The sequence below is a fragment of the Amycolatopsis thermalba genome, from assembly GCF_023376025.1.
In the GTDB taxonomy this organism is placed as follows: Bacteria; Actinomycetota; Actinomycetes; order Mycobacteriales; family Pseudonocardiaceae; genus Amycolatopsis_E; species Amycolatopsis_E thermalba.
In genome coordinates, this window is the sequence record NZ_CP091196.1 from 2,500,201 (window position 1) to 2,525,614 (window position 25,414).

Annotated in this window: 29 protein-coding genes and 1 pseudogene; 18 read left to right on the forward strand and 12 right to left on the reverse strand. The window is 73.2% G+C overall.

Annotated elements, in window-relative coordinates; genetic code table 11:
• Positions 1–23: 23 nt before the first annotated feature.
• From L1857_RS12280 to L1857_RS12290, 3 genes are all read right to left on the reverse strand, one after another.
• On the reverse strand, positions 24–248 hold the full coding sequence (locus L1857_RS12280) for a response regulator transcription factor (protein WP_094004804.1): 225 nt from the start codon (positions 246–248) through the stop codon (positions 24–26).
• A gap of 505 nt (positions 249–753) precedes the next feature.
• Entirely contained in the window at positions 754–948 is a 195-nt protein-coding gene (locus L1857_RS12285) for a hypothetical protein (protein WP_205413357.1), read from the reverse strand.
• Between the two features lie 280 nt (positions 949–1,228).
• A complete protein-coding gene (locus tag L1857_RS12290) occupies positions 1,229–1,636 on the reverse strand; it encodes an ATP-binding protein (RefSeq protein ID WP_116113037.1) in 408 nt (135 codons plus the stop codon).
• 185 nt (positions 1,637–1,821) lie between these two features.
• Here L1857_RS12290 and L1857_RS12295 point away from each other — a divergent pair, with 185 nt between their 5' ends.
• The 3 genes and pseudogenes from L1857_RS12295 to L1857_RS12305 all read left to right on the forward strand — a co-directional run bounded on the left by L1857_RS12295 (position 1,822) and on the right by L1857_RS12305 (position 4,887).
• Positions 1,822–2,832: an iron-siderophore ABC transporter substrate-binding protein gene (locus tag L1857_RS12295; protein WP_094004806.1), complete on the forward strand. Its 1,011-nt coding sequence runs from the start codon at positions 1,822–1,824 to the stop codon at positions 2,830–2,832.
• Between the two features lie 5 nt (positions 2,833–2,837).
• Positions 2,838–3,868 (forward strand): annotated as a pseudogene (locus L1857_RS12300) (FecCD family ABC transporter permease).
• Positions 3,865–4,887, forward strand: coding sequence for a FecCD family ABC transporter permease (locus L1857_RS12305; protein ID WP_094004808.1), 1,023 nt, complete (start codon positions 3,865–3,867; stop codon positions 4,885–4,887). The pseudogene L1857_RS12300 and the gene L1857_RS12305 overlap by 4 nt, the downstream one beginning before the upstream one ends.
• A 7-nt stretch (positions 4,888–4,894) precedes the next feature.
• On the opposite strand, the gene L1857_RS12310 is transcribed toward L1857_RS12305, so the two are convergent.
• Positions 4,895–5,494, reverse strand: a complete 600-nt coding sequence (locus L1857_RS12310) for a hypothetical protein (RefSeq protein ID WP_094004809.1) — start codon at positions 5,492–5,494, stop codon at positions 4,895–4,897.
• Between the two features lie 79 nt (positions 5,495–5,573).
• Between L1857_RS12310 and L1857_RS12315 the strand changes: the two genes are divergently transcribed.
• Positions 5,574–5,978 (forward strand): hypothetical protein, encoded by a 405-nt coding sequence (locus L1857_RS12315; RefSeq protein WP_116113028.1) that lies wholly within the window; start codon positions 5,574–5,576, stop codon positions 5,976–5,978.
• Between the two features lie 357 nt (positions 5,979–6,335).
• Here the strand turns inward: L1857_RS12315 and L1857_RS35390 are convergent, their stop codons facing one another.
• The 3 genes from L1857_RS35390 to L1857_RS12325 are packed head-to-tail and all read right to left on the reverse strand — an operon-like array spanning position 6,336 to position 9,593.
• On the reverse strand, positions 6,336–6,476 hold the full coding sequence (locus tag L1857_RS35390; protein ID WP_283258008.1) for a hypothetical protein: 141 nt from the start codon (positions 6,474–6,476) through the stop codon (positions 6,336–6,338).
• Positions 6,473–7,546: an FAD-binding protein gene (locus L1857_RS12320; RefSeq protein WP_283258009.1), complete on the reverse strand. Its 1,074-nt coding sequence runs from the start codon at positions 7,544–7,546 to the stop codon at positions 6,473–6,475. Before L1857_RS12320 ends, L1857_RS35390 begins: the two co-directional genes overlap by 4 nt.
• Positions 7,547–7,550: 4 nt before the next feature.
• A complete protein-coding gene (locus L1857_RS12325; protein ID WP_116114917.1) occupies positions 7,551–9,593 on the reverse strand; it encodes a DUF6351 family protein in 2,043 nt (680 codons plus the stop codon).
• Positions 9,594–9,811: 218 nt separating this feature from the next.
• Here L1857_RS12325 and L1857_RS12330 point away from each other — a divergent pair, with 218 nt between their 5' ends.
• From L1857_RS12330 to L1857_RS12355, 6 genes are all read left to right on the forward strand, one after another.
• Positions 9,812–10,591, forward strand: a complete 780-nt coding sequence (locus L1857_RS12330) for an ABC transporter ATP-binding protein (protein ID WP_094004813.1) — start codon at positions 9,812–9,814, stop codon at positions 10,589–10,591.
• The gene (locus L1857_RS12335; protein ID WP_116114921.1) at positions 10,584–11,291 is read left to right on the forward strand and encodes an ABC transporter ATP-binding protein; all 708 of its coding nucleotides are present in this window, start codon (positions 10,584–10,586) and stop codon (positions 11,289–11,291) included. The genes L1857_RS12330 and L1857_RS12335 overlap by 8 nt, the downstream gene beginning before the upstream one ends.
• Positions 11,291–12,169, forward strand: a complete 879-nt coding sequence (locus tag L1857_RS12340) for a branched-chain amino acid ABC transporter permease (protein WP_094004815.1) — start codon at positions 11,291–11,293, stop codon at positions 12,167–12,169. Before L1857_RS12335 ends, L1857_RS12340 begins: the two co-directional genes overlap by 1 nt.
• On the forward strand, positions 12,166–13,224 hold the full coding sequence (locus L1857_RS12345) for a branched-chain amino acid ABC transporter permease (RefSeq protein ID WP_094004816.1): 1,059 nt from the start codon (positions 12,166–12,168) through the stop codon (positions 13,222–13,224). Before L1857_RS12340 ends, L1857_RS12345 begins: the two co-directional genes overlap by 4 nt.
• Positions 13,225–13,234: 10 nt before the next feature.
• Entirely contained in the window at positions 13,235–14,539 is a 1,305-nt protein-coding gene (locus L1857_RS12350) for an ABC transporter substrate-binding protein (protein WP_116114925.1), read from the forward strand.
• A 76-nt stretch (positions 14,540–14,615) separates the two neighbouring features.
• Positions 14,616–15,212 (forward strand): TetR/AcrR family transcriptional regulator, encoded by a 597-nt coding sequence (locus L1857_RS12355; protein ID WP_094004818.1) that lies wholly within the window; start codon positions 14,616–14,618, stop codon positions 15,210–15,212.
• Between the two features lie 25 nt (positions 15,213–15,237).
• On the opposite strand, the gene L1857_RS12360 is transcribed toward L1857_RS12355, so the two are convergent.
• The gene (locus tag L1857_RS12360) at positions 15,238–15,615 is read right to left on the reverse strand and encodes a MerR family transcriptional regulator (protein WP_116114927.1); all 378 of its coding nucleotides are present in this window, start codon (positions 15,613–15,615) and stop codon (positions 15,238–15,240) included.
• A gap of 50 nt (positions 15,616–15,665) precedes the next feature.
• Here L1857_RS12360 and L1857_RS12365 point away from each other — a divergent pair, with 50 nt between their 5' ends.
• The gene (locus tag L1857_RS12365; protein ID WP_249465147.1) at positions 15,666–16,532 is read left to right on the forward strand and encodes an NAD(P)-dependent oxidoreductase; all 867 of its coding nucleotides are present in this window, start codon (positions 15,666–15,668) and stop codon (positions 16,530–16,532) included.
• Positions 16,529–16,957, forward strand: coding sequence for a PPOX class F420-dependent oxidoreductase (locus L1857_RS12370; protein ID WP_116114931.1), 429 nt, complete (start codon positions 16,529–16,531; stop codon positions 16,955–16,957). The genes L1857_RS12365 and L1857_RS12370 overlap by 4 nt, the downstream gene beginning before the upstream one ends.
• Positions 16,958–16,961: 4 nt before the next feature.
• On the opposite strand, the gene L1857_RS12375 is transcribed toward L1857_RS12370, so the two are convergent.
• Both L1857_RS12375 and L1857_RS12380 read right to left on the reverse strand, forming a co-directional pair.
• Positions 16,962–17,882, reverse strand: a complete 921-nt coding sequence (locus L1857_RS12375; protein WP_205413423.1) for an MBL fold metallo-hydrolase — start codon at positions 17,880–17,882, stop codon at positions 16,962–16,964.
• A 92-nt stretch (positions 17,883–17,974) separates the two neighbouring features.
• Positions 17,975–18,160 carry an antitoxin gene (locus L1857_RS12380; protein WP_094004823.1) on the reverse strand — a complete coding sequence of 62 codons (186 nt, stop codon included), beginning with the start codon at positions 18,158–18,160 and terminating at the stop codon, positions 17,975–17,977.
• Positions 18,161–18,537: 377 nt separating this feature from the next.
• Between L1857_RS12380 and L1857_RS12385 the strand changes: the two genes are divergently transcribed.
• The 4 genes from L1857_RS12385 (at position 18,538) to L1857_RS12400 (ending at position 22,051) form a co-directional block, all read left to right on the forward strand.
• The gene (locus L1857_RS12385; RefSeq protein ID WP_094004824.1) at positions 18,538–19,176 is read left to right on the forward strand and encodes an SDR family NAD(P)-dependent oxidoreductase; all 639 of its coding nucleotides are present in this window, start codon (positions 18,538–18,540) and stop codon (positions 19,174–19,176) included.
• Positions 19,177–19,230: 54 nt separating this feature from the next.
• Positions 19,231–20,226, forward strand: coding sequence for an MBL fold metallo-hydrolase (locus L1857_RS12390; RefSeq protein WP_116114935.1), 996 nt, complete (start codon positions 19,231–19,233; stop codon positions 20,224–20,226).
• A gap of 77 nt (positions 20,227–20,303) precedes the next feature.
• Positions 20,304–21,401, forward strand: coding sequence for an alpha/beta hydrolase family protein (locus L1857_RS12395; RefSeq protein WP_249465150.1), 1,098 nt, complete (start codon positions 20,304–20,306; stop codon positions 21,399–21,401).
• A 14-nt stretch (positions 21,402–21,415) separates the two neighbouring features.
• A complete protein-coding gene (locus L1857_RS12400) occupies positions 21,416–22,051 on the forward strand; it encodes a GNAT family N-acetyltransferase (RefSeq protein WP_116114937.1) in 636 nt (211 codons plus the stop codon).
• Here L1857_RS12400 and L1857_RS12405 read toward each other — a convergent pair.
• Positions 22,048–22,419, reverse strand: coding sequence for a hypothetical protein (locus tag L1857_RS12405; RefSeq protein ID WP_249465153.1), 372 nt, complete (start codon positions 22,417–22,419; stop codon positions 22,048–22,050). The genes L1857_RS12400 and L1857_RS12405 overlap by 4 nt on opposite strands.
• Positions 22,420–22,683: 264 nt before the next feature.
• Between L1857_RS12405 and L1857_RS12410 the strand changes: the two genes are divergently transcribed.
• Positions 22,684–23,223, forward strand: coding sequence for a hypothetical protein (locus tag L1857_RS12410; protein ID WP_233157180.1), 540 nt, complete (start codon positions 22,684–22,686; stop codon positions 23,221–23,223).
• 52 nt (positions 23,224–23,275) lie between these two features.
• Positions 23,276–23,938: an HAD family hydrolase gene (locus L1857_RS12415; RefSeq protein ID WP_094004828.1), complete on the forward strand. Its 663-nt coding sequence runs from the start codon at positions 23,276–23,278 to the stop codon at positions 23,936–23,938.
• Positions 23,939–23,940: 2 nt separating this feature from the next.
• On the opposite strand, the gene hisS is transcribed toward L1857_RS12415, so the two are convergent.
• The gene (gene hisS / locus L1857_RS12420; RefSeq protein ID WP_249465158.1) at positions 23,941–25,227 is read right to left on the reverse strand and encodes a histidine--tRNA ligase; all 1,287 of its coding nucleotides are present in this window, start codon (positions 25,225–25,227) and stop codon (positions 23,941–23,943) included.
• Positions 25,228–25,414 lie beyond the last annotated feature (187 nt).

The following is a 25,414-nucleotide window of genomic DNA, read 5'->3' on the forward strand; positions in this document are numbered from 1 at the left end:
GCGCGGGGTTCTCCCGCTCGGGTTCAGATGAGCTTGCGCCGCGCGGCCCAGACCACGGCCTGGATCGGGGCGTGCACGTCCAGCCGGTCGCAGATGCGCCGGATCCGGCGCTGCACCGTGCGTTTGGACAGGTTGAGCCGCCGCGCGACCGCGTCGACGGGCAGGCCGTCGGCGAGCAGCGCGAGGACCGCCAGCTCTTCGGCGGTGAGCAGGGCGGCTCTGAGGGGTTGGTCGAGCGTGGCGGTCACTTCACGCCCGCCCGGAGACCGGCCGGCAGCGTGAAACGGGATCGGATCGACATTGATCTCTGCCCTCCCAGCAGCGGGCTACTGATGCTCTGGGAAACTAACCACTTCTGCGCACGGTAGGAAGATGTCTGTCGCGAACTGGCCACTGGAAGGTCGCAAACAGGAAGAAGTGACTCCGTTCGGACCACAACTTTCGAAGGGAGTTCCGGTGGGGTGACCTGGCGTCAGCGGGGCGCGGCGACCTGGCGGTGCGTCCGTTGCCACGGCGGGGATGTTGCCGTGCCGGGCATCGCGGTGGACGCCCGCGGCAACTCCGCGTCAGGGGGCCGAGGAACTTCAGGTGCGGCCGCTGTCGCCCCCGCAGCGTCGAGGCCGCGGCGATTGCGGCCAGGAGCACCGCCGCGCGCCACGCGGCGCCCTCACCTCAGTGAGACGACGACCTGGCGGTGCGTCCGTCGCCACGGCGGGGATGCTGCCGTGCCGGCGGCACCGCGGCGCCCCCGCGTCAGCGAGGCCCGAGGAACTTCAGGTGCGTCCGCTGCCGCAGGCGCACCGACGACGCCACCGCTACCGCGGCCAGCAGCACCGCCGTGCATGCCACCCCGTGCAGCACTCCGCGCACCAGGCAGCCGCTGTCCACGCCCTCGATCGCGTACGTGCCGATCTCCCGGCTGAACCAGAACGGCAGGGCCCGCGCCACCGCGCTGCCGGGGGGGGGGGTCGGTCAATCATCCGCAGCCCGACCGCTCAGGGCCAGCCCGAACGGCACGAGACGCCACCATGATCACCATCGTCAGCGCCACCGGCCCGTGCCGCACGCCGTCCTGGTCCGGGGTCTTCGCACACGTCACCGCGGAGGCGCCGCAGGGTGCGTCCGCAGTGGACCGCGACGTGCCAGGCCGAGGCAGCCCACGGGGAGCAGGGCGGCGCTGATCGTGCTGGCCCTGTCACGGTGCGCGGTACCCGGTCGCCGCACTTGCTCAACCGGCGCCGGTGGCGGCTGAACCGTCGATCACCGCCCACACCGCCTTTCCGCCGTCCGCCCTCAGCCGGTGTCCCCACGCGGCCGACAGCCTGTCTGCCAGCACCAGGCCCCGTCCGCGTGGCGACTTCGGGTTCCCGTCGCCCAGCAGCGGGGGGTCCGGGGACCCGTCGTCGACCTCCACCAGGATTCGGTTGCCGCTGCGGGACAGGCGGATCCGGCCGTGCCCGCCGCCGTGGTCGTAGGCGTTCGTGAGCAGCTCGGTCGCCACCAGCTGCACCGCGGCCACCCGGGCGTCCCCCAGGTCGGCCAGCTCGGCCGCGATCCACCGGCGCACCCGCACCAGCGGCGGCACCGGGTCCGGCAGGTCGAGCACGAACTCGCCCCTCGCCGGTGCGTCGTCCATCCCGCTCACCTACGCCCTGTCTGCTCAAAGCGCTGCGAGCGGCCGTCCCGCTCGCCGAAACCACGGCCAGTCCATGGCACACCCTGCGAGCCGGAAGCGCCACCCCCGCCTGTGATCACGGCCATCTGGACCGCGCACCCCGGCGTTGATTTAGGATCGGCTTGCCTAATCCCGAGAGGTTTCCCATGCGTTTCCCACGGCCGCGTGCGCGCGGTTCCCTCCTGGCTCTCCTCCTGGGCGCGGTCCTCGTGCTCGCGGGTTGCGGCTCGCCCGCGGAGCAGGGCCCGGCCGAGCCGGCGACCCCGGCCACCGGCCAGTTCCCGGTCACCATCCCGACCGCGTTCGGTGACGTCACGATCGACCGGCAGCCGCAGCGGGTCGTCGCGCTCGGATGGGGTGATGCGGAGGTCGCGCTGACCCTCGGGGTGCAGCCGGTGGGCGCCGCGGACTGGCTGCCGATCGGCGGCGACGGCGTCGCGCCGTGGATGCCGCAGGACAAGCGCTACACGACCGCGCCCACGATGCTCGGCACGATGGAGGTCAGCGCCGAGCAGGTCGCCGCGCTGAACCCGGACCTGATCCTGGACACCCGCGCCAGCGGCGACCGGGCCCGCTACGACCAGCTGGCCGCCCTCGGCGTCCCCGTCCTGGGCATCCCGGCCGGCGGCGAGGCCTACGCGACCACCTGGCAACAGCAGCTCGACATGATCGGCAAGGCGCTCGGCCGGACCGCCCAGGCCGAGCAGGTGAAGGGCGACCTGGACGCCAAGTTCGCCCAAGCGGCCGACGCGCACCCCGAGTTCAAGGGCAAGACCGTCGCGGTCGGCGCGAAGATGGCCACCTCCTACGGCGCCTACGTCAACGGCGGCGCCCGCGTCGAGTTCCTGGAGCGCCTCGGCTTCACGCAGTCCCCGCGGGTGCAGGCGCTGGCCGGGAAGGACTTCTACATCACCGTCTCCCCGGAGCGGATGGACCTGTTCGACGCTGACCTCACCGTCATGTCGCCGATCGGCATCGACGCGAGCCAGATCGGCAGCGACCCGCTGTTCCAGGCGGTGCCGTCGGTCAAGGCCGGGCACGTGGTCGTGCTGTCCGACCAGACGATCTCGCAGGCCTTCGCCAGCGCCACCCCGCTGGGCCTGAGCTACGCGATCGACAAGGTGGTGCCGATGATCACCGAGGCGATGGCACGCTGAGCGAGGTGCTCCGCGAACCCACGACCGGACTCCCCCAGCGCCGCCGGGCCCCGCTCGGCCTGGGCCTGATCCTGGGCCTGGTGGCGCTGGGGCTGGCCGTGGTGGCCAGCGTCGCGGTGGGGCCAAGGGGCTCCCGCCGTCGGTCGTCGCCGACGCCCTGCTGCACCACGATCCGGCGAACCCGGACCACCTGATCGTGTGGCAGATCCGGATCCCGCGGACCCTGATCGGGGTGCTGGCCGGCGCCGCGCTCGGCCTGGCCGGGGCGATCATCCAGGGCGTCACCCGCAACCCGCTCGCCGATCCCGGCATCCTCGGCGTCAACGCGGGGGCGTCGCTGTGCGTGGTCGCCGCGATCAGCCTCGCCGGGATCCAGTCGATGACCGGGTACGTCTGGTTCGCGTTCCTCGGCGCGGCGCTCGCGGCGGTCCTCGTCTACGGCATCGGCTCGCTCGGCCGCGACCGCGTCACCCCGCTGAAGATCGCGCTCACCGGCGCCGCGTGCGAGGCCGCGTTCCGGTCGCTGACCACCGGCATCCTGGTCACCGACAACGCCACCTACGAGCAGTTCCGGTTCTGGCAGGTCGGCTCGCTGGCCGGCCGCGACTCCGCGGTGGTCACGCAGGCGCTGCCGTTCCTGGTCGTGGGCTTCGTGCTGGCCCTGGCCGCCGCGCGCGCCCTCAACGGCCTGGCGATGGGCGACGACGTGGCCCGCGGGCTCGGGGTGAACGTCAACGCCGGCCGGGCGCTGTGTGCGCTGGCCGTGGTGATCCTGTGCGGCACGGCGACCGCGATGGCCGGCCCGATCGCCTTCGTCGGCCTGATGGTGCCGCACGCCGCGCGGCTGATCACCGGTCCGGACCACCGGTGGCTGCTGCCGTACTCGATGGTGCTGGCGCCGCTGGTGCTGCTGGCCGCCGACATCCTCGGGCGGGTGCTCGCGCAGCCCGGCGAGCTCCAGGTCGGCATCGTGACGGCCGCGATCGGCGCGCCCGTGTTCATCGCGCTGGTGCGCCGGAAGCGGGTGCGCGGATGAGCACGGTCCTGGCGGTCCACCGCCGCACGGCGCGCCGGACCGCGATCGTCACCGCCGCGCTGGCCGTGGCGGTGCTCGCGGTCTTCCTGCTCGCACTGTCCATCGGGGACTTCCCGATCGCGCTGCCCGACGTGGTGCGCACGCTGTTCGGCGGCGGCACGGTCCGGGACGACTACATCGTGCTGCGGCTGCGGCTGCCCCGCGCGCTCGCCGGGCTGCTGGCCGGGTTCGCGTTCGGCCTGTCCGGCGCCCTGTTCCAGCGGCTCCTGCGCAATCCGCTCGCCAGCCCGGACGTCATCGGCGTGACCGCGGGCTCGTCGCTGGCCGCGGTGCTGTGCCTGATCACCTTCGGCGTGTCCGGGCTGGTCGTGCCCGCCGCCGCGCTCACCGGCGGTCTCCTCACGTCGGTGCTGATCTACGTGCTGGCCTGGCGGCGCGGCGTCACCGGGCACCGGCTCGTGCTGGTCGGCATCGGGGTCGCCGCGCTGGCCGCGAGCGCCATGTCCTACTTCCTGACCCGCGCGGACGTGCGGATCGCCGCGCAGGCGCTGGTGTGGATCACCGGCAGCTTCGGCCGCGTCGGCTGGGGCGAGGTCCGGATGGCGGCGGTGTTCCTGGTCGTGCTCGTGCCGGCCGCGTTGCTGCTCGGGCGCGCGCTGGCGGTGCTGCAGCTCGGCGACGACGCCGCCAAGGGACTGGGCGTGCGCGTGGACCGGGTGCGGCTCGGGTTGCTGGCGCTGGCCGCCGCGCTGTGCGGGGTGGCGACGTCGGTCGGCGGGCCGATCGCGTTCGTGGCGTTCCTGTCCGGGCCGATCGCGACGCGCGTCCTGCGCACCGGGCGACCGGGGCTGGTCCCGTCCGCGCTGGTCGGTGCGCTGGTCACGCTCGTCGCGGACTTCGCCGCGCAGCACCTGCTCAGCGGCGCGCACCAGCTGCCGGTGGGGGTCGTCACCGGGGCGGTCGGGGCGCCGTACCTGCTGTGGCTGCTGGCCACCGGGAACCGCGGAGCGCGCTCGTGACCCGCCGTCAACCGCGGCGCGGGCGGTCCGCCAGCGCGGTGGTGATCGCGCGGACCGCGGCGTCCGGGTCGTCGGCGTAGAACCGGATCGTGCGCGCCTCACCGGTCCGGCCGAGGGGACGCGTGACGGTCACCGGGTGGTGGAGTTCGAGCACCACGTTCGTCTGCCAGGACAGCGCGAGGGTGAAGATGTCGCCGGCGAGGTGGATCATCGGCTTGCCGGAGTGGTCTTCGCGCCGGATACGCGCCGCGGCGATGGCGTCCGCGGGGATCGGGACGTCCACGTAGGCGCCGTACCGGACCCGGACTTCCTCGGGTGAGGCGCTGTGCGGGTAGCAGGTCATCGAGCACAGCAGACCCAGCAGGAGGAGCAACGAGTACACCTCGACGACGGCGAGGACGAGGTGCACCGCGACCCCGAAGCCGACGAGCACGAACAGCAGGCCCTCGGCCACGGTCAGGACGGCGAACACGATCAGCAGCGGGCGCTGTGCCCGCGAATAGGGCATCGCGTCGGCGTCGGCCGCAAGCGCTTTCCTGCCGCGCAGCGCGAGCCCGATGGCTGCGAACGTGCGGCGCTCGTTCCGCAGGTAGTGACGTACCCCCATGGCGCCCCCAGCGTCGTTCGTGTGCTCCAGGGTAGCGACGGCTTGACCTTCGAGCCGGTCGAAGGGGCAACGTGGGCGTATGTCGAGAGAAGAGCTGGCCCGGGCGATGACGGCGGAACCGGCCGAGGCGCGGCGGATCCTGTTGCGGTTGTGGGAGGAGGGGCCGGCGGTCGACCGCTGCGCGGCGGCGCACTTCCTGGCCGACCGGCAGGAGTCGCCGGAGGAGGAGTTGCGGTGGGACCTCCGCGCGCTGGAGGTGGCGCGGGCCGCCGATCCCGCGGAGGTGCGGGGGTTCTTCCCGTCGCTGCACCTGAACCTGGGCGACGTGTATCGCCGGCTGGGTGATGTGCGGCGGGCGCGCGAGCACCTGGCCGAGGCGCAGGCGGAGATCGGCACGCTGGCGGACGACGGTTACGGCCGCATGATCCGGGACGGGATCGCGCGCCTGGCGCAGCGGCTGGCGGTGACGGACACGAGCGGCTGAGGTGGTGGGGGTGGCGTTCGGCGGAGGGGATTGGGGCCTGGGGCGGGGCGCGGGCGCGAGTGGGGGAGTGGCTGGGAGCGCCCGGTGCGGGTGGTTGAGTTGGGGTGGCTGGCGCCGGTGGTGGGGGTGCTGCGCGTGGTGGGGCAGCGGGGAGTGCCTGGCGTGGGTGGCTGAGCTGCCGTGTCTGGTGGAGGGGCTTGGGCCGGGTTCACCGCCGCGAGTGGGGGAGTGGCTGGGGAGCGCCCGGCGCGGGTGGCGCGGTTGGCTGACTGGCGCCGGTGGGGGTGTTGCGCGTGGTGGGGCAGCGGGGAGTGCCTGGAGCGGCTGGGGCTTCCTGGTCCGGGTAACTGAGGCCCCTCAGAAGATCCCCGGTCCCGGGGTCAGCACGCCCGCCGGGTCGTAGCGGGACTTCCATGCTCGCAGGGACGGCCACTGGTCGCCGAAGTGGTGGTGCCAGTCCGGGGGCGTGAAGGGGATCGCGCCGATCGGGTACGTCACTCCACCCAGCTCGCGGGCCTCCTCGTAGAAGCGGCGGTTCTCCGTGACCTGCCGGGCCGCCAGCGCGGCGTCGTCCGGGGGAAGCGCAGGAGCGCGACCAGGAAGGCGATCCGCTCGGCCGGCAGACGCACCAGCGGAGCCCGCACCCGGCCGGTGAAGACGGGGTAGAACAGCACACACCCGGCCTCGCCGAGATCCTCCGGCCTCAGCCGCTCCACCAGCGTGCTCAGGAAGTCCACCGCGGCCGGCTCGGGCAGGAAGCAGTTCCACCACGGGTGCGGGTGGAACCACGCGCCGGTCCCGGTCAGCAGCGCCTCCGCGGCGTCCAGCCGGTGCTGGAACTCCAGGAACGGCAGGTCCCCGCCCCCTTCGGAGTACGTCTCCAGGAACACCCGCCGCCCGGAGCCGCCAAAACGAACCTGCCCCTGCACGAAGTCGAACCGGTCCTCGGAGATGAACCGGACCTGATCGAGCGCCGCCGCCGCCACCGTGTCGTAGTCCAGCTCCTGACGGCGCACGTGCGCCGGTGCGGGGACCAGCCGCAGCGTGGCACGCGTGATGATCCCGCACTGGCCCAGCCCGCCCAGCACCGCCGCGAACAGCTCGTCCCCCGGCCCGCACGTCCGCACCACACCATCACCCGTGACGACCTCCAGCGAAAGCACCGTGTCGGTCTGCAACCCGTGCCGGAAGCTGGTCCCGCCGATCCCGCCGGCCGACAACGTGCCGCCCACCGACAACCCCAGGTAGTCGGTCAGCACCGGCGGCGTGCGCCCGCGCTCCCACGCCGCCGCGAGCACCGCGTCCCACCCCGCGCCCGCGTCCACCACGATCCGGTCGTCACCTGCTTCGTGCACCGCCGCCAGCGTGGACATGTCGGCCACGACACCGTCCGTCAACGCTTGCCCGTACCCGGAGTGACCGCGTCCCCGCGCCGCGACCGGCACACCGTCCGCCGCCGCGCTCCGGACGACACCGGCGATCTCCGCGGCCGAGCGCGGGCGCACCACGGCGGACGGCCGCCGCCGCACCAGGTGTCCGAAGTCGACGGACGCGTCGGAGACGTTCACCCGGCTAGTACCTCTGCCAGACCCCGGCCGGTTTCCGCGCGCCCACGCCCGGCTTGCCCCAGTCGCACACCCCGTCGGGGAACGCGGCACGCAACCGCCGCTGCTCCTCACGGGTGAAACCCACCGGGTAGTCGCGGAAGTCGATCGGCTTCAGGCGGCACTTCAGCGCCTCCATCGCCAGCCCCGAACCAGCCACCAGACGCGGGTTCGCGGCCACCGGGAACAACTCCCCGCACCGCCCGCTGGACGGGTAGGTCAACGGCTCCCGCAACCGCTCGGTCGCCGACACGTAACACCCGTCACCCAGGTCCGCGGGCCGGTTCGCCACCACCTTCTGCTGCGCGCCGCGCGGCGACCGGTCGTTGCCGATCGCCGTCAGCCAGCGGTCCATCGCGTCCAGCTCGTAGCGAGCCGCCACCGCCGCGTCGGCCGGACGGCTCGCGATGATGACCTGGTTCTCCGCCGTCCCGCTGCGCCGCAGCCGCTCCCGCATCACGAACGACCACTCGGTCGTGTGGATGTCGGCCCCGAACCCGGCCAGGTCCAGATCCGTGCGCTGGTCGATGATCGGCGTCGTGCGCAACCCCAGCGACGCCGAGTTGAACAGCCCCGACCGGTAGGCCGCCGACAGCGCCTTCGGATCGGCCGCGCTGCGCTGCGGAACCGGGGCGCCCGTGTAGTCCAGCCCGCCGATCGAGGCGTTCAGGTCCACGAACTGCGCCGCGGAGATCCGCCCCGATCGCAACGCCGCGAGCCCGTACTGCACCCCGGTGTTGTCCAGCGTGCTCCGCGCGAACCCGGTCCGCGGATCGCGCCCGAGCTGGTTCACCAGCTGCTCGTTGGAGTTGCAGATGACACCGTCCGGATTGGACACCGGATCCCACCGCTCCGGCACCGGGATCAGCGGGCTGCAGCTGCCGGTCGCCGTCGCGCGGTTGGCGAACGTCTGCTCCCACGACACGCACGTGCTGTAGGTGTGGAACCCGGCCACCGCCACCCGCTGCTCGGGAGTGAACGAGCTGCCCGGCCCGGCGAAGTACCGGTTGAGCAGGCGGCAGTCGGTGACCGGCCCGCCGGTGCTGAGCGGGTCGGGGTAGGAGATGCCGGGGATGATGCCGTCCAGGATGCCCGGGTAGTTCTCGGCGATGTCGTACTGCTGGATCGCGCCGCCGGACCCGCCCCAGCCGATCGTGTGCCGCACCGGCCCGTACGTCTCGGTGAAGTGCTCCTTGACCATCATCGCCGCCTCCGCGGAGATGATCGGGCTGCAGTTGTTGTCCAGCACGTTCAGGCTCGACGAGGCCACCGCGTAACCCTGCGACAGGAACAGGTCGTTGAGCACCCCGCCGGTCGAGGCGCCCTGGTGGAACCCGGAATTGCAGCCGCCGCCGAAGGTGTAGACGAGCCGTTCGTTCCAGCCGCGCTCCACGGTGAACGGGGACGGCGCGGTGCCGTCCGTCAGCGCGGCGATCTCGTAGACCGCGCGATCGATCGTGCCGCGTTCCACCCGCACGATGTAGGGCATCCCGTTGACCGAGGCGAGATCCGCCGGCCGGGACGCGGGATCGGCCAGCGGCCGGAACTGCCCGCCGGTCGTCCGGTACTGGTAGCTGACCCGGGTCGGCGCGGTGCACAGCGGCGGGGTTGCGGCCGGCAGCCCGTACGCCTGCGTCTCGCAGTAGAACGGCTCTTGCTGCCGCCCGGAGAACACCGGTCCGGTGATCGGGTGGTTGGTGACCCGCAGGCTCGCGCGGCCCCGCCCCGGCGCGCTCGCGACGATCTCGGTGGCGCCGTCCGGCAGGCCGTCGACCAGGCCCAGCAGTGTGTCGCCGGTCTGCTTGAACGCGCCGGTGACGTCGCGCCCGTTGGCCGTCACCCGCACGTCCCGTGCCGCCGGCACCCGGACCAGCACCTGCCCGCCGCTGACCAGGTCGGGGTGCGGGTTGGACACGGATTCCACGGTCAGCCGGGGCGGGGCCGCGACCGCCGCCGGGACGGTGAGCAGCGGCGCCGTCAGCGCGGCGGCCAGCACCAGTGCACGCAACACGGGAGAACCCCCAGGCTCGTGCGCCACCTCCTCGTGGCGCTCAGGCCGGTATAGCACGGTGCCCGGTCAAGGCAAAAGTGTGGAACTGGGTTCTGTTCGATCACGCTCGAGCGGATTGTCCGAAGGGGCTGTGCAAGACAGCCCGATGTGTGTACGGTCCCTCCAAACCGAACCTGATTCTGTTTTACGCACCTGCGAAGAGGCGGTGGTCGCGAGAAATGGCGCAGCACGCTCCGTTGCTACGAGTGGACGAGCTGAACGTGTCCTTCGGCGGGTTGAAGGTCCTCCAGGCGGTCTCGCTCGAGGTGACCGAAGGGGAGGTGCTCGGCGTCATCGGTCCCAACGGCGCCGGCAAGACGACCCTGTTCAACACGATCTGCGGGTTCGTCCGCCCGGACTCCGGCACCCTGTCCTTCGACGGGCACCGGCTCGTGCCCCGGCCACACCGGCTCACCCGGCTCGGCATCGCCCGCACCCTGCAGGGGCTCGGGTTGTTCCCCAACCTCAGCGCGCTGGACAACGTCGCCGCCGGTGCCACGCACCGCTCGCGCACCGGCCCGGTCGGCGCGCTGCTCGCCTCGCCGTGGGCCGAGCGGCACGAGCTGCGGCTGCGGGACCAGGCGATGGGGATGCTGGAGCAGTTCGGCATCGCCGACGCCGCGCACCGCCCGTGCGCGAGCCTGCCCTACGGCATCCGCAAGCGCGTCGCGCTGGCCCGCGCGCTGATCAGCGAACCGCGCCTGCTGCTCCTCGACGAACCCGCGGCCGGGCTGTCCGCCGCCGAGACCGGCGAGCTGGCCGAGATCGTGCGCGGGTTGCGGCAGCGCACCACGGTCATGCTCGTGGAGCACCACATGGAGTTCGTGATGAACCTCTGCGACCGGCTCGTCGTGCTCGACTTCGGCGAGGTGATCGCCACCGGGACGCCCGCGCGGGTGCGGGAGGACCCGGCCGTGCAGCGCGCCTACCTCGGCGAGGCGGTGGCGGCCGATGCTTGAGGTCAGCGGCCTGGTCGCCGAGTACGGACCGGTGCGCGCGCTGCACGACATCGACATGACGGTGGAACGCGGCTCGATCACCGCGGTGCTCGGCGCGAACGGCGCCGGCAAGACGACGCTGCTGCGCTCGCTGTCCGGGCTGCTGCGGCCCAAGTCCGGGTCGGTGCGCCTGAACGACCGGGACATCACGCGTCACGGCCCGGAGGACCTGGTCCGGCTGGGCGTTGCGCACGTGCCCGAGGGCCGCGGCGTGATCGTCGAGCTGACCGTCGAGGAGAACCTGCGGCTGGGCGGGCTGTGGCGGCGGGACCGGGCGTGGCTGCGCACCGGCGTGGCGCGGATGTTCGAGCTGTTCCCGCCGCTCGAGCAGCGGCGGCACCAGCGCGCGGAGACGCTGTCCGGCGGCGAGCGGCAGATGCTCGCGATCGGCCGCGCCCTGATGAGCCGTCCCGACCTGCTGCTGCTCGACGAGCCGTCGCTCGGGCTCGCGCCGCGCACCGCCGCGCAGATCGTCGCCACGCTGCGCCGCCTGCGTGCCGAAACCGGTCTGACCCTGCTGCTGGTCGAGCAGAACGCGGGCACGGCGCTGTCGGTGGCCGACCGCGCCGTCGTGCTCAACGTCGGCCGCAAGGTCGCCGACGACGAAGCCGCCCGGCTGGCCGCCGACGACCGGGTCCGCCGGGCCTACCTGGAGATGTGATGGGACGGTTCCTCGACTTGACGCTCGCCGGGCTGACCAGCGGCGCGGTGTACGCCGCGGTCGCGCTGGCCCTGGTGCTGATCTGGCGCTCCACCCGCATCGTCAACTTCGCGCAGGGCGGGATGTTGATGATCACGACGTTCCTGGGCTACACCGTGGTCAGCAACGGCGGGTCCTACTGGCTGGCGCTGGCCGTCGCGATCGCCGCCGGGCTCGTGCTCGGCGCGGTCGTGGAGCGGGTGCTGATCCGGCCGGTCGCCAAGCGGCCGCCGCTGGACGCCGTGGTGGTCACGTTCGGCCTGCTGGTCGGGCTGCAGGGCATCGCCGGGATGGTGTTCGGCGGCACCCCGCAGTCCTACCCGCCCGCGTTCTCGATCGCCGGGTTCCAGGCCGGCGGGCGCCAGATCCTGTTCTCGCCCAACGACCTGTGGATCGTGCTCGTGGTGCTCGCCGTGATGGTGGTGCTGGCGGTGGTGTTCCGCCGGACCTCGGCCGGGCTGCGGATGCGGGCGACGGCGTTCGCGCCGGAGGTGGCCCGGCTGCTGGGGGTGCGGGTCGGCCGGATGCTGACCGTCGGCTGGGCGCTGGCCGCGGTGGTCGGCGCGATCGCCGGGGTCCTGATCGCGCCGAGCACCTTCGTCAGTCCGACGGCGTTCGACGCGGTGCTGGTGTTCGGGTTCACCGCCGCCGTGATCGGCGGGCTGGACAGCCCGCCGGGCGCGGTCGTCGGCGGGCTCGCGCTGGGCCTGGTGCTCAGTTTCGTCTCGGGCTACCTGGGCCCGGACATCGTGACGCTGGGCGCGCTGGTCGTGCTCATCGTGGTGCTGATGGTGCGGCCGCACGGGTTGTTCGGCGCGGGAGCGAGGCGGCGGGTATGACGATGACGGAAACGCAGGCACCCCGGCGGGAGACGCCCCGGGTGCCGGTGTGGCGGCGCTCGACGTTGCTGCGCCACGGGTGCTGGGCGGTGCTCGGGCTGGCCGGGTTCTGGCTGGTGTCGATCGCGCTGGACCCGTTCGCGAACCTGCAGCTGGCCCAGATCGCCTACATGGCCATCGCCGTCGCCGGCCTGACGGTGCTGTCCGGCCTCAGTGGACAGATCTCGCTCGGGCACGGCGCGTTCGTCGCCGTCGGCGCCTACACCTCCGCGCTGCTGCTGGAGAACGCGGAGTGGAGCCTGGTGCCGGTGCTGATCGTGGCGACCGCCGGCACCGCGCTGGTCGGCGCGCTGGTCGGGGTGGCCGCGGCGCGGCTGCGCGGGCCGTACCTGGCCGGCGCGACGCTCGCCCTCGCGGTGGGGCTGCCGTCGCTGGCCGACTACCACGGCCTGCGCGACGTCCTCGGCGGCGCGAACGGGCTGATCGTCAGCCCGCCGGTGCCGCCGCTGTCGCTCGGCGAGACGTTCCCGCTGGAGCGGTGGCAGGCCTGGATCTGCGGCATCTGCCTGGTGATCGTGTTGTTCCTGCTCGCCAACCTCAGCCGCAGCCGGCTGGGCCGGGACATGCGGCTGGTCCGCGAGGACGAGGACGCCGCCGCCCTGTCCGGCGTGCACGTCGCCCGCACCCAGATCCTCGCGTTCTGCGTCAGCGCCGGTTGTGCCGGGCTGGCCGGTGGCCTGTTCGCGATCGTCAACAACCTCGCCGCGCCCGGGGCGTTCACGCTGGCCCTGTCGCTGTCGCTGCTCACCGCAGCGGTGCTCGGCGGGCTGGGCAGCCTCGCCGGCGCGGTGTACGGCGCGGTGATCGTGACGCTGCTGCCGAACTGGTCCACCGATCTCGCGCAGCAGGCCGACCTGCCGCGCGCGGTCTACGCCAACATCCCGCTGGTCCTTTATGGACTGGTCCTGATCCTGGTCATCCTGGCCTTCCCCGGCGGCATCCAGTCCGGGGTGCGCCGGATCGGCCGCCTGCTCCGCCGTAACCGCACGAACTGAAGGAGACGAGATGGTCCTGTCCAGACGCCCGCGCGCGGCGGTCGCGCTCACCGCGGCGCTCGCCCTCACGTTGACGGCGTGCGGCGGTGGTGGTGGCGGTGGCGGCAGCACGCCCGGCGTGACCGACACCGAGGTGCTGATCGGCAGCACCCTGCCGCTGACCGGCAACGCGGCGCCCGGCTACAGCGAGCAGGGGCCGGCCGCGAAGGCGATGTTCGACTACATCAACGCCAACGGCGGCATCCACGGGCGCAAGATCAACCTGAAGTACGTCGACGACGCCTACAACCCGGCGAACACGGTGACGCTGACCAAGCAGCTGGTGCTGGAGGACAAGGTGTTCGCGATGGTCGGCGCGCTCGGCACGCCGACCCACACCAAGGTCGTGGACTTCCTCAACAGCTCACGCGTGCCGGACCTGTTCGTCGCGTCCGGCTGCACCTGCTGGGACCAGCCGGACCGCAACCCCTACACCTACGGCTGGCAGCCCGACTACACGGTCGAGGGCAAGATCCTCGGCGACTACGTGGCGAAGAACTTCGCCGGCAAGAAGGTCGCCTACTTCTACCAGGACGACGACTTCGGCGCCGACGGCATGAAGGGGCTGGACAAGTTCATCGACCAGAGCCTGGTCGTGGCGCGGCAGCCGTACCAGCCGGGCAACACCGACGTCGCCGCCCAGGTGTCGGCGATCGCGCGCAGCGGCGCGGAGGTCGTGGTGCTGGAGACGATCCCGGCCTACACCGCGTTGTTCAAGCTGACCGCGCTGAAGCTGGGCTACAACCCGCAGCTGATCGCGTCCAGCGTCGGCGCGGACCCGGTGACGGTGTCCGGGCTGCTGGAGAACTTCGCCAAGCAGAGCGGCGCCTCGGTCAAGGGCAGCGACCTGGTCGAAGGGCTGGTCAGCAGCGCCTACCTGCCGGCCAGCAGCAGCGCGGACAACTCGTGGATCCAGCTGTTCAAGAAGGTGCACGACACCTACATCCCGAACCTGCCGTTCGACGGCAACGTCATCTACGCGATGTCCTACGCCTACACGTTCGCGCAGGTGCTGCAGGCCGCGGGCAAGGACCTGACGCGGCAGGGGCTGATCGACGCGCTGAACAAGGGCGGGTTCACCGGGCCGGGCCTGGTGCCGTTCCGGTACGGGCCGGACTCGCACGCCGGCTACACCGGCGGGCAGATCTCGACCATCCGCGGCGGGCAGCAGGTGCTGTCCGGCACGCCGCTGACCACCGACGGCGGCGACGGCCCGGTGGTGCCGTACACGACGCCGCAACCGGCGGCGCCGGCCAACGGCGTGCCGGCGGCGTGAGGTGGGCGCCGCGTCCCGGCGGGGCTCACGTCACGCCGGGACCGGCGCGAGCCGTGCGGTCCGGCACAATCGGGGTATGACCGAGGCCACCACCGGGAGCACGCGGGCGCAGATCACGCGCGCCGCCCTGCTCGACGCTGCCCGCGAGGTGTTCGTCGCCTCCGGTTACGAGGACGCCAAGCTGGTCGACATCGCCGACCGGGCGGGTGCCAGCATCGGCAGCCTCTACCACCACTTCACCGCCAAGTCGGACCTGTGGATCACGCTGTACGACGAGTACACGCGGCGGCAGCAGCACCGGTCGGCGCGCGCGTTCCGGAGCGCGCTGGCGGCGGGGGAGGAGGACGCGCTGCGGCTGTTCATCGCCGGTACCCGGGCGTACCTGGAGGGGTGCTGGGAGGAGCGGCAGCTGGCGCGGATCTTCCTGTCCGGCAGCGGGCCGGCCGGGTTCGGGCTGCTGACGCGGCAGCGGTTCCGCGAGTGGCTGCACGCGAACTCGACGCTGGTCAACGGCCACGAGCGGCCGCTGTCGGACATGCTGGTGCTGTGCCTGACGGCGATGGCGACGGAGGCGGGCCGCGAGGTCGCGGCGGCCCCGTCGAAGGCGAAGGCCCGCAAGATGATCGACGAGGTGCTGGAGCTGATGGGGCACCTGTACCCGGGCTCGGAGTGATCCCCCTGGACAGCCCTTGTCCCGGTCAGACCGGTGCGGTCTCGCCGGCTCGCCGGTGTTCCGCGGCTTCGAGGTAGCCGTGCAGGGTCTGGCGCGCCCGGAGGAGCGTGCCGATGTGGTCGTCCAGCCCGTGCAGCCTGCCGCGCAGGACTGCCAGCAGCTCGTCGCACGGCTCCAGGTCCGGCGCGGCCCCGCTGGCGCAGGGCAGCAGCACCCCGATCTCCTCCGTGGACAACCCGGCGTCCAGCAGGTTCCGGATCTGTGTGACGGTCACCACGGCGTCCTCGCCGTACTCGCGGTAGCCGTTGGTGCCCCGGTCCGGTTTCAGCAGGCCCTGGGCCTCGTAGTAGCGCAGCTGGTGGGTGTTGACCCCGGTCCGCCTGCCGAGCTCGCCGATCAGCACGCCGGTTCCTCCTTGACCTTCATACCGGTGTGAACCCCGACCATCGTGCCATGACGAAGAACTCCGTGACCGTGCTCGGCCTGGGGCTGATGGGCCAGGCGCTCGCCGGTGCGCTGGTGCGCGCCGGTCACGCCACGACGGTGTGGAACCGCTCGCCGGCCAAGGCGGACGCCCTGGTCGCGCAGGGGGCGACCCGCGCCGGATCCGTTCGTGACGCCGTGACGGCGAGCCCGCTGGTGATCGTGTGCGTCACCGGCGCCGATGCCGTGCGGGAAATCCTCGACCCGGTGGCCGGCGAGCTCGGCGACCGCGTCCTGGTGAACCTGAGCTCAGGCACCTCCCGGGAGGCGCGGGAGACGGCGGCGCGCCACCCGGGCCGGTACCTGGACGGCGCGATCATGGCCGCCCCGCCCGCCATCGGCACGCCGGAGGCGGCCATCGTCTACAGCGGAGCGCGGGCGGCCTTCGACGAGCACGAGCAGATCCTGCGCGACCTCGGCACGGCGACCTTCCTCGGCGACGACCCCGCCCTGTCGGCGCTGCACGAGACGGCCGTGCTGGGCCTGATGTACGGCATCCTGAACGGCTTCCTGCACAGCGCCGCCCTGCTCGGCGCCGCGGGGGTGCCGGCGGACTCGTTCCTCCCGTTCGCCCGCGCGGGAATCGACACGGTCGCCGGGTGGTTGCCCGGGTATGCGCGCCAGATCGACGAGGGCACCTACCCGGCACTCGACGCCACCCTCGGCACCCACCTGGCCGCCATCGAGCACGTCGTCCACGAGAGCGAGGACGCCGGGGTCGACCCCGCGCTGCCGGCGCTCGTCCGCGCGGCCGCGCGGCGCGCGGTGTCCGCGGGGCACGGCGGCGACAGCTACGCCTCGGTGATCGAACAGTTCCGCGACAAGGAGTCCGCATGACCACGTCCTTCGACCCGCACCAGTTGCTCGCCGAGAGCCGGATCGCCGTCCTGGCGACCATCAAGGCCAACGGCCTGCCGCAGCTGTCGCCCGTCACGCCGTACTACGACCGCGACGCCGGCCTGATCTACGTGTCCATGACGGAGGGCCGGGCCAAGACCCGCAACCTCCGCCGCGATCCGCGCGCGGCGCTCGAGGTCACCAGCGCCGACGGCTGGGCGTGGGCGACCGCCGAGGGCAGCGTCACCCTCACCGGCCCGGGCACCGACCCGCACGGCCCCGAGGTCGCAGCGCTGGTCGACTACTACCGCGCGGCCGCGGGCGAGCACCCGGACTGGAACGAGTATCGCGAGGTCATGGTGTCCGACCGCCGGGTGCTGATGACGCTGAAGGTCGAGCGCGTCTACGGCGAGAAGATCCGCTGACGCCTCAGAGGTCGAGGCGGATCAGGCCGGTCTCGGTCATCGGCTCGCCGTGCGCGGCGGCGCTGCTCAGCAGGTCCCGGACCCCGGCGGGGAAGTCCAGTTCCACGCCGTGGGCCTGCGCGTACGCGATCCGCGCGTTGACCCCGTGCCGCTCGCCGGCGCCCCACGCCGGCCAGCGCGCCCGGGCGGCCGCCTCGATCGCGGCGAAGTCCGCGGACCCGGCGACCGCCTCGCGCAGCCACTCGAAGTACTCCCGCACGTCCGCGACCGGGTCGTCCGCCGCCGCGGTCACCGGGCCGTGGCCGGGCACGTACGTCGTGGCGCCGAAGGTTTCCAGCCAGGTCAGCGCCTCCAGCCACCCGGCGATCGACCCGGCGAGCGCGAGCGGCGTGACCCCCAGGAACAGCAGGTCGCCGGTGAACAGCGTGCCCGACTCCGCGTGCCAGACCACCAGGTCGCCGTGCGTGTGGGCGGGCCCGGGCACCGGCACGACCGTCACCGACGTGCCGCCGAGGTCGAGGTCCCGCGGCTCGGTGACCGGGGAGATGCCGGACGGCGGGTCGATCGCGCCCCAGTCGCAGCTGAACAGGAAGTCGTACGTGTGCGGCCCGGACAGCACCTCGCCCGCGGCCGGCGGGGTGGCCAGGATCGTCGTGCCCGCGGCGGCCAGCCGTCCGGCTCCGTGGGCGTGGTCGCCGTGGGCGTGGGTCAGCGCGACGGTGCGGCGCGTGCCCGGTTCGAGGTAGGCGTCGATCGCGGTCTCCAGCCGCCGGTTCAGCGGCTCGGTCGCGAACGTGTCGATCTGCAGGGCGGCGTCCCGGCCGGCGACGAGTCCGGCGTTGCTGACGAACCAGCCGCCGGGCGGCTGGTGGAAGGCGATGACGCCGGGGTGCAGCGCCACCGGGTTCAGGTCTGGTCTGGACACGCGGCCCAGCATCCTCCCTCGGCGCGCGTGCGGGGAAGAGCCCTCCGGGACGAACACCTCGCCCCGAAGGGCTCATTCCATTGTGGACTTCCTCACTGCGGTGGCGGCTGTTCCTGCTGCCCGCGCGCGAAGTCCTTGGCCTTCTGCGACGCCTGGTCGATCTTGTCGGCGTGCTGACCGAAGCGGTCCTTGGCGGCCTCGGCCACCTTGTCGATGCCCTGGTCCGCCTTGTCCGGGTTCTTGCCCAGGGCGTCCTTGGCCTTGTCGAACATGTTCATGGCTACCTCCTCGGCGCCCCGGCTACCCGGACCGGATCGGCGAAAACGCCACGTCCCCCGCTCGCGGGTCACTCACGTGAGCGGAGGTTTCGGCCCGGCCCGGTGTTGGATCGGTGTGGTCCACGGTGCTCGAACTGATTGGCCCGTTGCGGTCCCGGCACGATGAACGGCGCCGTGGGGCGCGTCGCCGCCGCGGTGGACGTGCCGGTCAGCGCCGACATCGAGAACGGTTACGGGGAACGGCCCGGGACGTGGCCGCGACGGGCACCGCCGTCCTCGACGCGGGTGCCGCCGGGATCAACCTGGAGGGCTCGCGGGCACCGTCGCGATCGTGCGGCGTTGACCTTGTCACTGTGTCAGCCTTTTACCGTCGCCGCATGAGTGGAGTGGTTGTCATCGGCGCGGGGCCGGGTATCGGGCAGGCTGTGGCGAGGCGGTTCGCGCGCGAGGGGTTGCCCGTCGCGCTCGTGGCGCGGACCGAACGGACCCTGCCGGGGGCGCGCAGTTTCGTCGCCGACAGCACCGACGAGCACGCCCTGCGGGAAGCCCTGGACGCGGCGGCCGCGGAGTTCGGCACGCCGGACGTGCTGGTCTACAACGCGGCGATCATCCAGCCGGACGCGCCGGGGGAGCTGCCCGCGCGGGCGCAGCTGGACGCGTGGGCGGTGAACGTCGTCGGCGCGCTGACCGCCGCGGCGCACGTCGCGCCCGCGATGGCCGCCCGGGGCAGCGGCACGATCCTCGTCACCGGCGGGATGCCGGAGCCCGACCCGCGGTACGTGAGCCTGTCGCTGGGCAAGGCCGGGGTCCGCACGCTCGTCGCCCTGCTCGACGCCCAGTACGGGGCCGCCGGGGTGCACGTGGCGTCGGTGACGGTCGCCGGGCCGGTCGCCCCGGGCACGGCCTTCGACCCGGACGACATCGCCGAGCACTACTGGGCCCTGCACACGCAGGACCGGCCCTGGTCGCTCGAGGTGGTCCACGACGGGCGGGCCAACCAATGGAACGCGGGCTGATCGGGGTGCGCGGGTCATCCGATACTGCAGCTCCCTCGGATCGAAGGAGCCCCGATGTGCGACCGCCCGGCCTCGCGCCGTTCCGCCCTGAAGATGAGCCTCGCCGCAGGCGGGGCGCTGCTGGCGGGGAGCACGCTCACCGCCGCACCCGCCCAGGCCGCGACCGGCGACCGGCTCGTCATGCTGGGCGTGGACGGCGGGCCGAAGGTCAACGCCGGCCGCGCCAAGCCCGCCCTCGCGCTGGTCACCGGCGGCCGCACCTACCTCGTCGACTGCGGTCTGGACACCACCCGGCAGCTCGTGGCCGCGGGGCTGACCTTCGCGTCGGTGCGCAACCTGTTCGTCACGCACCACCACCTCGACCACACCTCCGGGCTGCCGGACCTGGTCCTGCACGGCTGGACCAACGCCCCCACCGCCCTGAGCGACCTCGGGCTGTGGGGGCCGCCCGGGATGAGCCGCAAGGTCGCCGGCCTGAAGACCTTGTTCGGCCAGGACGTGGAGCTGTTCGAGACCGGTGGCGGGTTCCCGGAGTTCCCGCGGCTGCGGGCGCGGGACGTGTCGGTGGGCGCCCGGATCACCCACGTGATGGAGGACGAGCACGTCGTGGTCGACGCGACGCGCGTGTTCCACGGCCCCGAGGTGAAGAACGCCTACGCCTACCGGTTCACGCTCAAGCGCAGCGGCAAACGGGTGGTCTTCTCCGGCGACACCGCCGCTCCCGACCCGAACCTCATCGAGCTGGCGCGGGGCTGTGACGTGCTGGTGCACGAGGTCCAGGACAACGACCAGGTCGACGCGATCGCGAACACGCTGCCCCCGGACCAGGGCGAGGCGCTGCGCCGGCACCTGCTGGAGGCGCACTCGAACGTGACGGACGTGCCCGCGGTGGCGAAGGCGGCCGGCGTGCGGACGCTCGTGTTCTGCCACTACACGCCGGTGCCGCAGCCCGCCTCCGTCTACCTCGGGAAGGCGAAGGCGGCGGCGGACGCGATCGGTTACCGGGGCACCATCATCGCGCCCGGCGATCTCGACGTGATTCCACTGTAGACCGGACGCCGATTCCGGGGCCGGTTTCAGGGTGTTCCCGGATGCCCGGGCCGCCGGGACCGAGCACCATCACCGGCATGATCCGGAGATCTCTCGTGCTCGCCGTGACGGTGCTGCTCGCGTCGGCGGTGCCGGTGTCCGCGGCGCCGAAGCTCGCGTTGCCCCAGCCCACCGGTCCGTACCGGGTGGGGGAGACCGCCCTGCACCTGGTCGACCCGGCGCGCACCGACCCGTGGCGCGGCGGCCCGCGCGAGCTGATGGTGACGCTGCACTACCCCGCGTTGCCCGGCCCGGGGCGCCCGGCGCCCTACATGCTGCCCGGCGCCGCGGCGCACTTCGACGCGGTCACCGCCAACGGTTTGCTGGGTCTCGGCGTGCCCGCCACGGACTGGGCGTCGGTGCGGACCAACGCGCGCCGCGACGCCGTGCCGGTGCCCGGGCGGCACCCGGTGATCGTCTACTCGCCCGGGCTGGGCGAGCCGCGCACCTGGGGCACCGCGACGGCCGAAGACCTGGCCGGCCGCGGGTACGTCGTGGTGAGCATCGACCACACGTGGGAGTCGCCGGAGGTGGAGTTCCCGGACGGCTCGGTGCGGACCATGGTCGACCCCGGCGAGCCTGACGCGTTCCTGCGCAAGGCGCTCGGCGTGCGGGTCGCGGACACGCGGTTCGTGCTGGACGCGCTGTCGAGCCGCCTGGACGTGAGCCGGGTCGGCATGATCGGCCACTCGATGGGCGGGGCGGCCGCGGCGCTGACGATGGCGGCCGACCCGCGCGTGGTGGCCGGGGTGAACCTGGACGGGAACCTGACGTGGTTCGACGGCAGCCTCATGCCCCCGGCGGCGGACGGCCTGCACGGGCCGTTCCTGCTGGTCGGCAAGGACGGCGAGACCGACACCGGCCCCGGCTGGACGGCCTTCCTCGCCGCGACGCACGGCTGGGCGCGGCAGCTGAAGCTGCTCGGCTCGGAGCACGCGTCCTTCACCGACGCCGCGGCCCTGCTGCCGCAGCTGGGCGTGCCGCTGGGCACCCTCCACCCGGCGACGGCCGTGCGCACCCAGCGCGCGTACGTGGCGTCGTTCTTCGACCGGTGGCTGCGCGGCCGCGACGACCACCTGCTGGACGGCCCGTCGCCGCGTTACCCGGAAATGGTGTTCCCGCGCGGCAGCTCCTGAGCCAGGATGAGCCGATGCTGGCCGATCACTTCCCGCTGCTCGCGCTCCGCGTGCGGACCCCACGGCTCGAACTGCGGCTGCCCGCGCCCGACGAGCTCGCCGAGCTGGCCGAACTCGCCGCCGAGGGGATCCACGATCCGGGCGCGATGCCGTTCCTCGTCCCGTGGACCGACCAGGAACCGGGGCTCGTGGCGCGGTCGCTCGTGCAGTTCCACTGGCTCCGGCTGGGCAGCTGGAGCCCGGACGACTGGGGCCTGGACCTCGTCGTCTTCCGCGACGGCCAGGTGGTCGGCCAGCAGAGCGTGAGCGCGAAGCGGTTCGCCATCACCCGCGAGGTGCACACCGGCTCGTGGGTCGGCCGGCGGCACCAGGGCCAGGGCATCGGCACCGAGATGCGCCGCGCGGTGCTGCACCTGGCCTTCGCCGGGCTCGGCGCGGAGGAGGCGGCGTCCGGCGCGTTCGAGGACAACGCCGCTTCGCTCGCCGTGTCGCGCAAGCTCGGCTACCGGCCGGACGGCGTCGCGCGGCACGTGGTCCAGGACAAGCTGGCGGTGGAGCACAGGCTGCGCCTCAGCCGCGACGCGTGGCGCGACGAGATCCCGGTGACGATCGAGAGTTTGCCGCCCTGCCTGCCGCTGTTCGGGATCTAGAGTCGGCGGGTGCGTGTGGCGGAGTGGGCGGCCCGCTGGGTGCCGCCGGGGGCGGTGGCCGCGACGACCGCGCACGCGCCCAGCAGGGGAAGCAGCCGGTCCCGCCCTCGCGCGACGACGTGGAGCACCAGCGCGGTGGCGGCGAAGGGATCCCAGAGCACCCCGAGGAACGCGGCCGCCGACGACACCACCAGCACCGGGACCGGCCACCGCCGCTGGAGCAGCACGGCGAGCCCGAGCACGATCGCGACCGCCACCGGCCCGCCCAGCCGCCAGCCGGTGTCGTCGCGCAGCAGGTTGCCCCGACGGCGACGTCCACGGCGACCAGGAGCGCGGCCGGGAGAGCGGCGGTGGCTCGTGTCCGCCACGGGGAAGGGCGCATTTCCGTGAGGCAGGCACGTCCGCCCAGGGCGGTCATCCCTCGGTCCAATGGCGCCCGAGCGATATCGGGATGGCGGTCACGCCCTGGGCGCGGTGATGGTCGGAAGCGCGGTGCCCGTGGCGGTCCGGGCTGCGGCCCGCGATATCCGGCCGGTGCGGTCCCGCGGCGGTCATACCCAGGTCCGACCCCGCCGCCGGAACTGTCCGCCCTGGCCCGATTCGCCGCGGACGGGCGCTGGCAGGTTCGCCCCATGACTCGTGAACTGCGCTGGATCGGTGGTCCGGCGATGATCGCCGCGCCGTTGTCGTTGCTCGCCGGGATGCTGCTGCTGTGCCCGGCGGTGCTCGCGTTCGCCGCGCGGGCCGGGACCGGCTGGGGTGCCTGCGGCGCGGTTCTCGTCGTGACCAGGCTCTTCGGGCGGGTCTGCCACGCCGGGTTCGACCAGGCCGCCCTCGCCCGCCATCGCGGCGCCGGGTTCGTCGGCGACGCCTACGGGGACCCGCACCTGTTCAGCTACCTGACGTTCACGATCCTGCTCGGCTGGCCGGTGCTCGCGTTCGCCGCCTGGCGGGCGCGCGTGCTGCACCCGGTCCAGGCCCTCGGGCTGGCGGCGACGGCGGCCCTGCCGCTCGGCGTGCTGAAGGGGACCACCGCGCTGTCCCTCGTCGCGGTGGCGGGCCTGGGCGTGGCGCTCGTGCCGGAGGGGTCCGCCTGCTCCGCTCCGCGCCGCGGCCGGACCTCCGGCTGGTGGCCGCCGCGGTGCCGGTCGTGGGGCTGCTCGCGTACGTGAGCACACTGGGGTGAGCGTTTCCCGGCCCGGCGCCCTGGGCAATCCGCCCGGTATGGCCAAGGTTCTCGTGCTCGATGTGGACGGCACGCTGGTGGACACGAACTACCACCACGCGCTCGCGTGGTTCCGCGCCTTCCGCGGCCACGGCGTGACCGTGCCGGTGTGGCGCCTGCACCGCGCCATCGGCATGGGCGGTGACCAGCTGGTGCCCGAGGTCGCCGGGCCGGAGGTCGAGGACTCCTGCGGCGACGACGTCCGCGCCAAGTGGAAGGAGCTGGTCGACGGGATGCTGCCCGAGGTGTGCGCGCTCGACGGCGCCCACGAGCTGCTCCAGGCCGCCCACGACGCCGGCTACCGGGTGGTGCTGGCCAGCTCGGGCAAACCGGACCACGTCGACCACTACCTCGACCTGATCGACGGCCGCGAGCTGGCCGGGGACTGGACCAGCTCCCAGGACGTCGAGGCCACCAAACCGGAACCGGACCTGCTGGAGGTCGCGCTGGAGAAGGTGCGGGGCGAGCAGGCCGTGGTGATCGGCGACTCGGTCTGGGACTGCGTCGCCGCCGGGCGCATCGGCCTGCCGTGCGTCGGCCTGCTCACCGGCGGGTTCTCCGCCGCCGAGCTGACCGAGCACGGGGCCGCGCGCACCTTCGCCGACCTGCACGAACTCCGCGCGAGCCTGGACGACCTGCCGTTCGGATCGACCCCGCGCTGAGGTTACGGCCGCAGGTGGGCGGGCACGCCGTCGAGCGCGACGCGGGTCTGATCGCCGGACGCCATGTCCCGCACGGTGACCTCGCCCGCCTCCTGCTCGGCCGGGCCGTAGATCAGGACCGTGCGCGCGCGCTGGTCGTTGGCCCACTTCAGCTGGCGCGCGAGCTTGCCGGAGGTGCCCAGGTAGACGCCGGTGCGCAGGCCGCGCGCACGCAGCCGGTTCGCCAGCCGCAGCACCTCGTCCTCGGCGCCGAGGACGGTGAGCGCGACGTCCAGGCCACCGGTTTCGGCGTCGGCCGCGGCCTGTCCGGCGAGGATCCGCTCCAGGCCGATCGACCCGCCGCAGGCCGGCATGTCCGGGCCGCCGAGCTTGGCGACGAGCCCGTCGTAGCGGCCGCCGGAGGAGATCGAACCCGGGTAGCCGGCGGTGCTGACCTCGAAGATCGGGCCGGTGTAGTAGTCCAGGCCGCGCACCATCCGCGGGGTGAACACGACCCGGCCGGACGGCAGCCCGGCGGTGAGCTCCAGCAGCTTGTCGACCTCGGCGAGGCCGGCGCGGCCGCGTTCGGTGGTGTCGAGCTGCTTGCGGACCCGGTCGGTGTCGGCGGACACCACGTCGCCGACCAGGCTTTCCGCGGTGCCGGTCGCCAGGCCGCGGTCGGCCAGCTCGGCGATCACGGCGTCCGGCGTGGCCTTGTCCAGCTTGTCCAGGCTGCCGAGCACCTTGGCGCCGGCCTCCTCGGGGATGCCGTAGGCCTCCAGCAGGCCGTGCAGCGCCTGGCGGCTGTTGACCAGGAAGCGGAAGTCCTCGACGCCCAGCGCGATCAGGGCGTCGTTGATCGCCCACAGCGTCTCCGCGTCGGCCAGCGGGGACGACGAGCCGACGGTGTCCAGGTCGCACTGGACGAACTCGCGGAAGCGGCCCTGCGCGGGGCGGTCGGCGCGCCACACCGGGCCGATCACGTAGCGCTTGTAGGGCGCGGGCAGCTTGCTGCCGTAGGTGCCGATGACCCGGGCGAGCGGCACGGTGTGGTCGTAGCGCAGCGCCAGGTCGGCCTCGCCGGAGGCTTCGTGCACGCCGCGTTTGAGGATCTTGAAGATCAGGGCCGATGCGTCGTCGCCGAGCTTGCCCGCGAAGACCTCGAGGCGTTCGAAGGCCGGGGTCTCCAGGGGGTCGAAGCCGTAGCGCTCGAAGACGGCGCTGACGGTGTCGAACGCGGCCTTCCGGCGACGCACGTCGTCGGCCAGGAAGTCGCGGGTACCTGAAGGTGGCTCGGCGGCCTTCGCCATGAATCGGTCCTTTGCTGGTCGGGTGCGCCTGCCATTGTCCCGCGCCGGTGCGGGCGGCCGCGCACGACCCCTGGGCAGACGGAAGCCCCGGCCCGCCGAGGGGGAGGTGGGCCGGGGCTTCCTGCTCCATCCGACGGCACCCCTGCGTCCACCGGATTGCGACTCCGGCGCCTGGTTACCCCGGCCG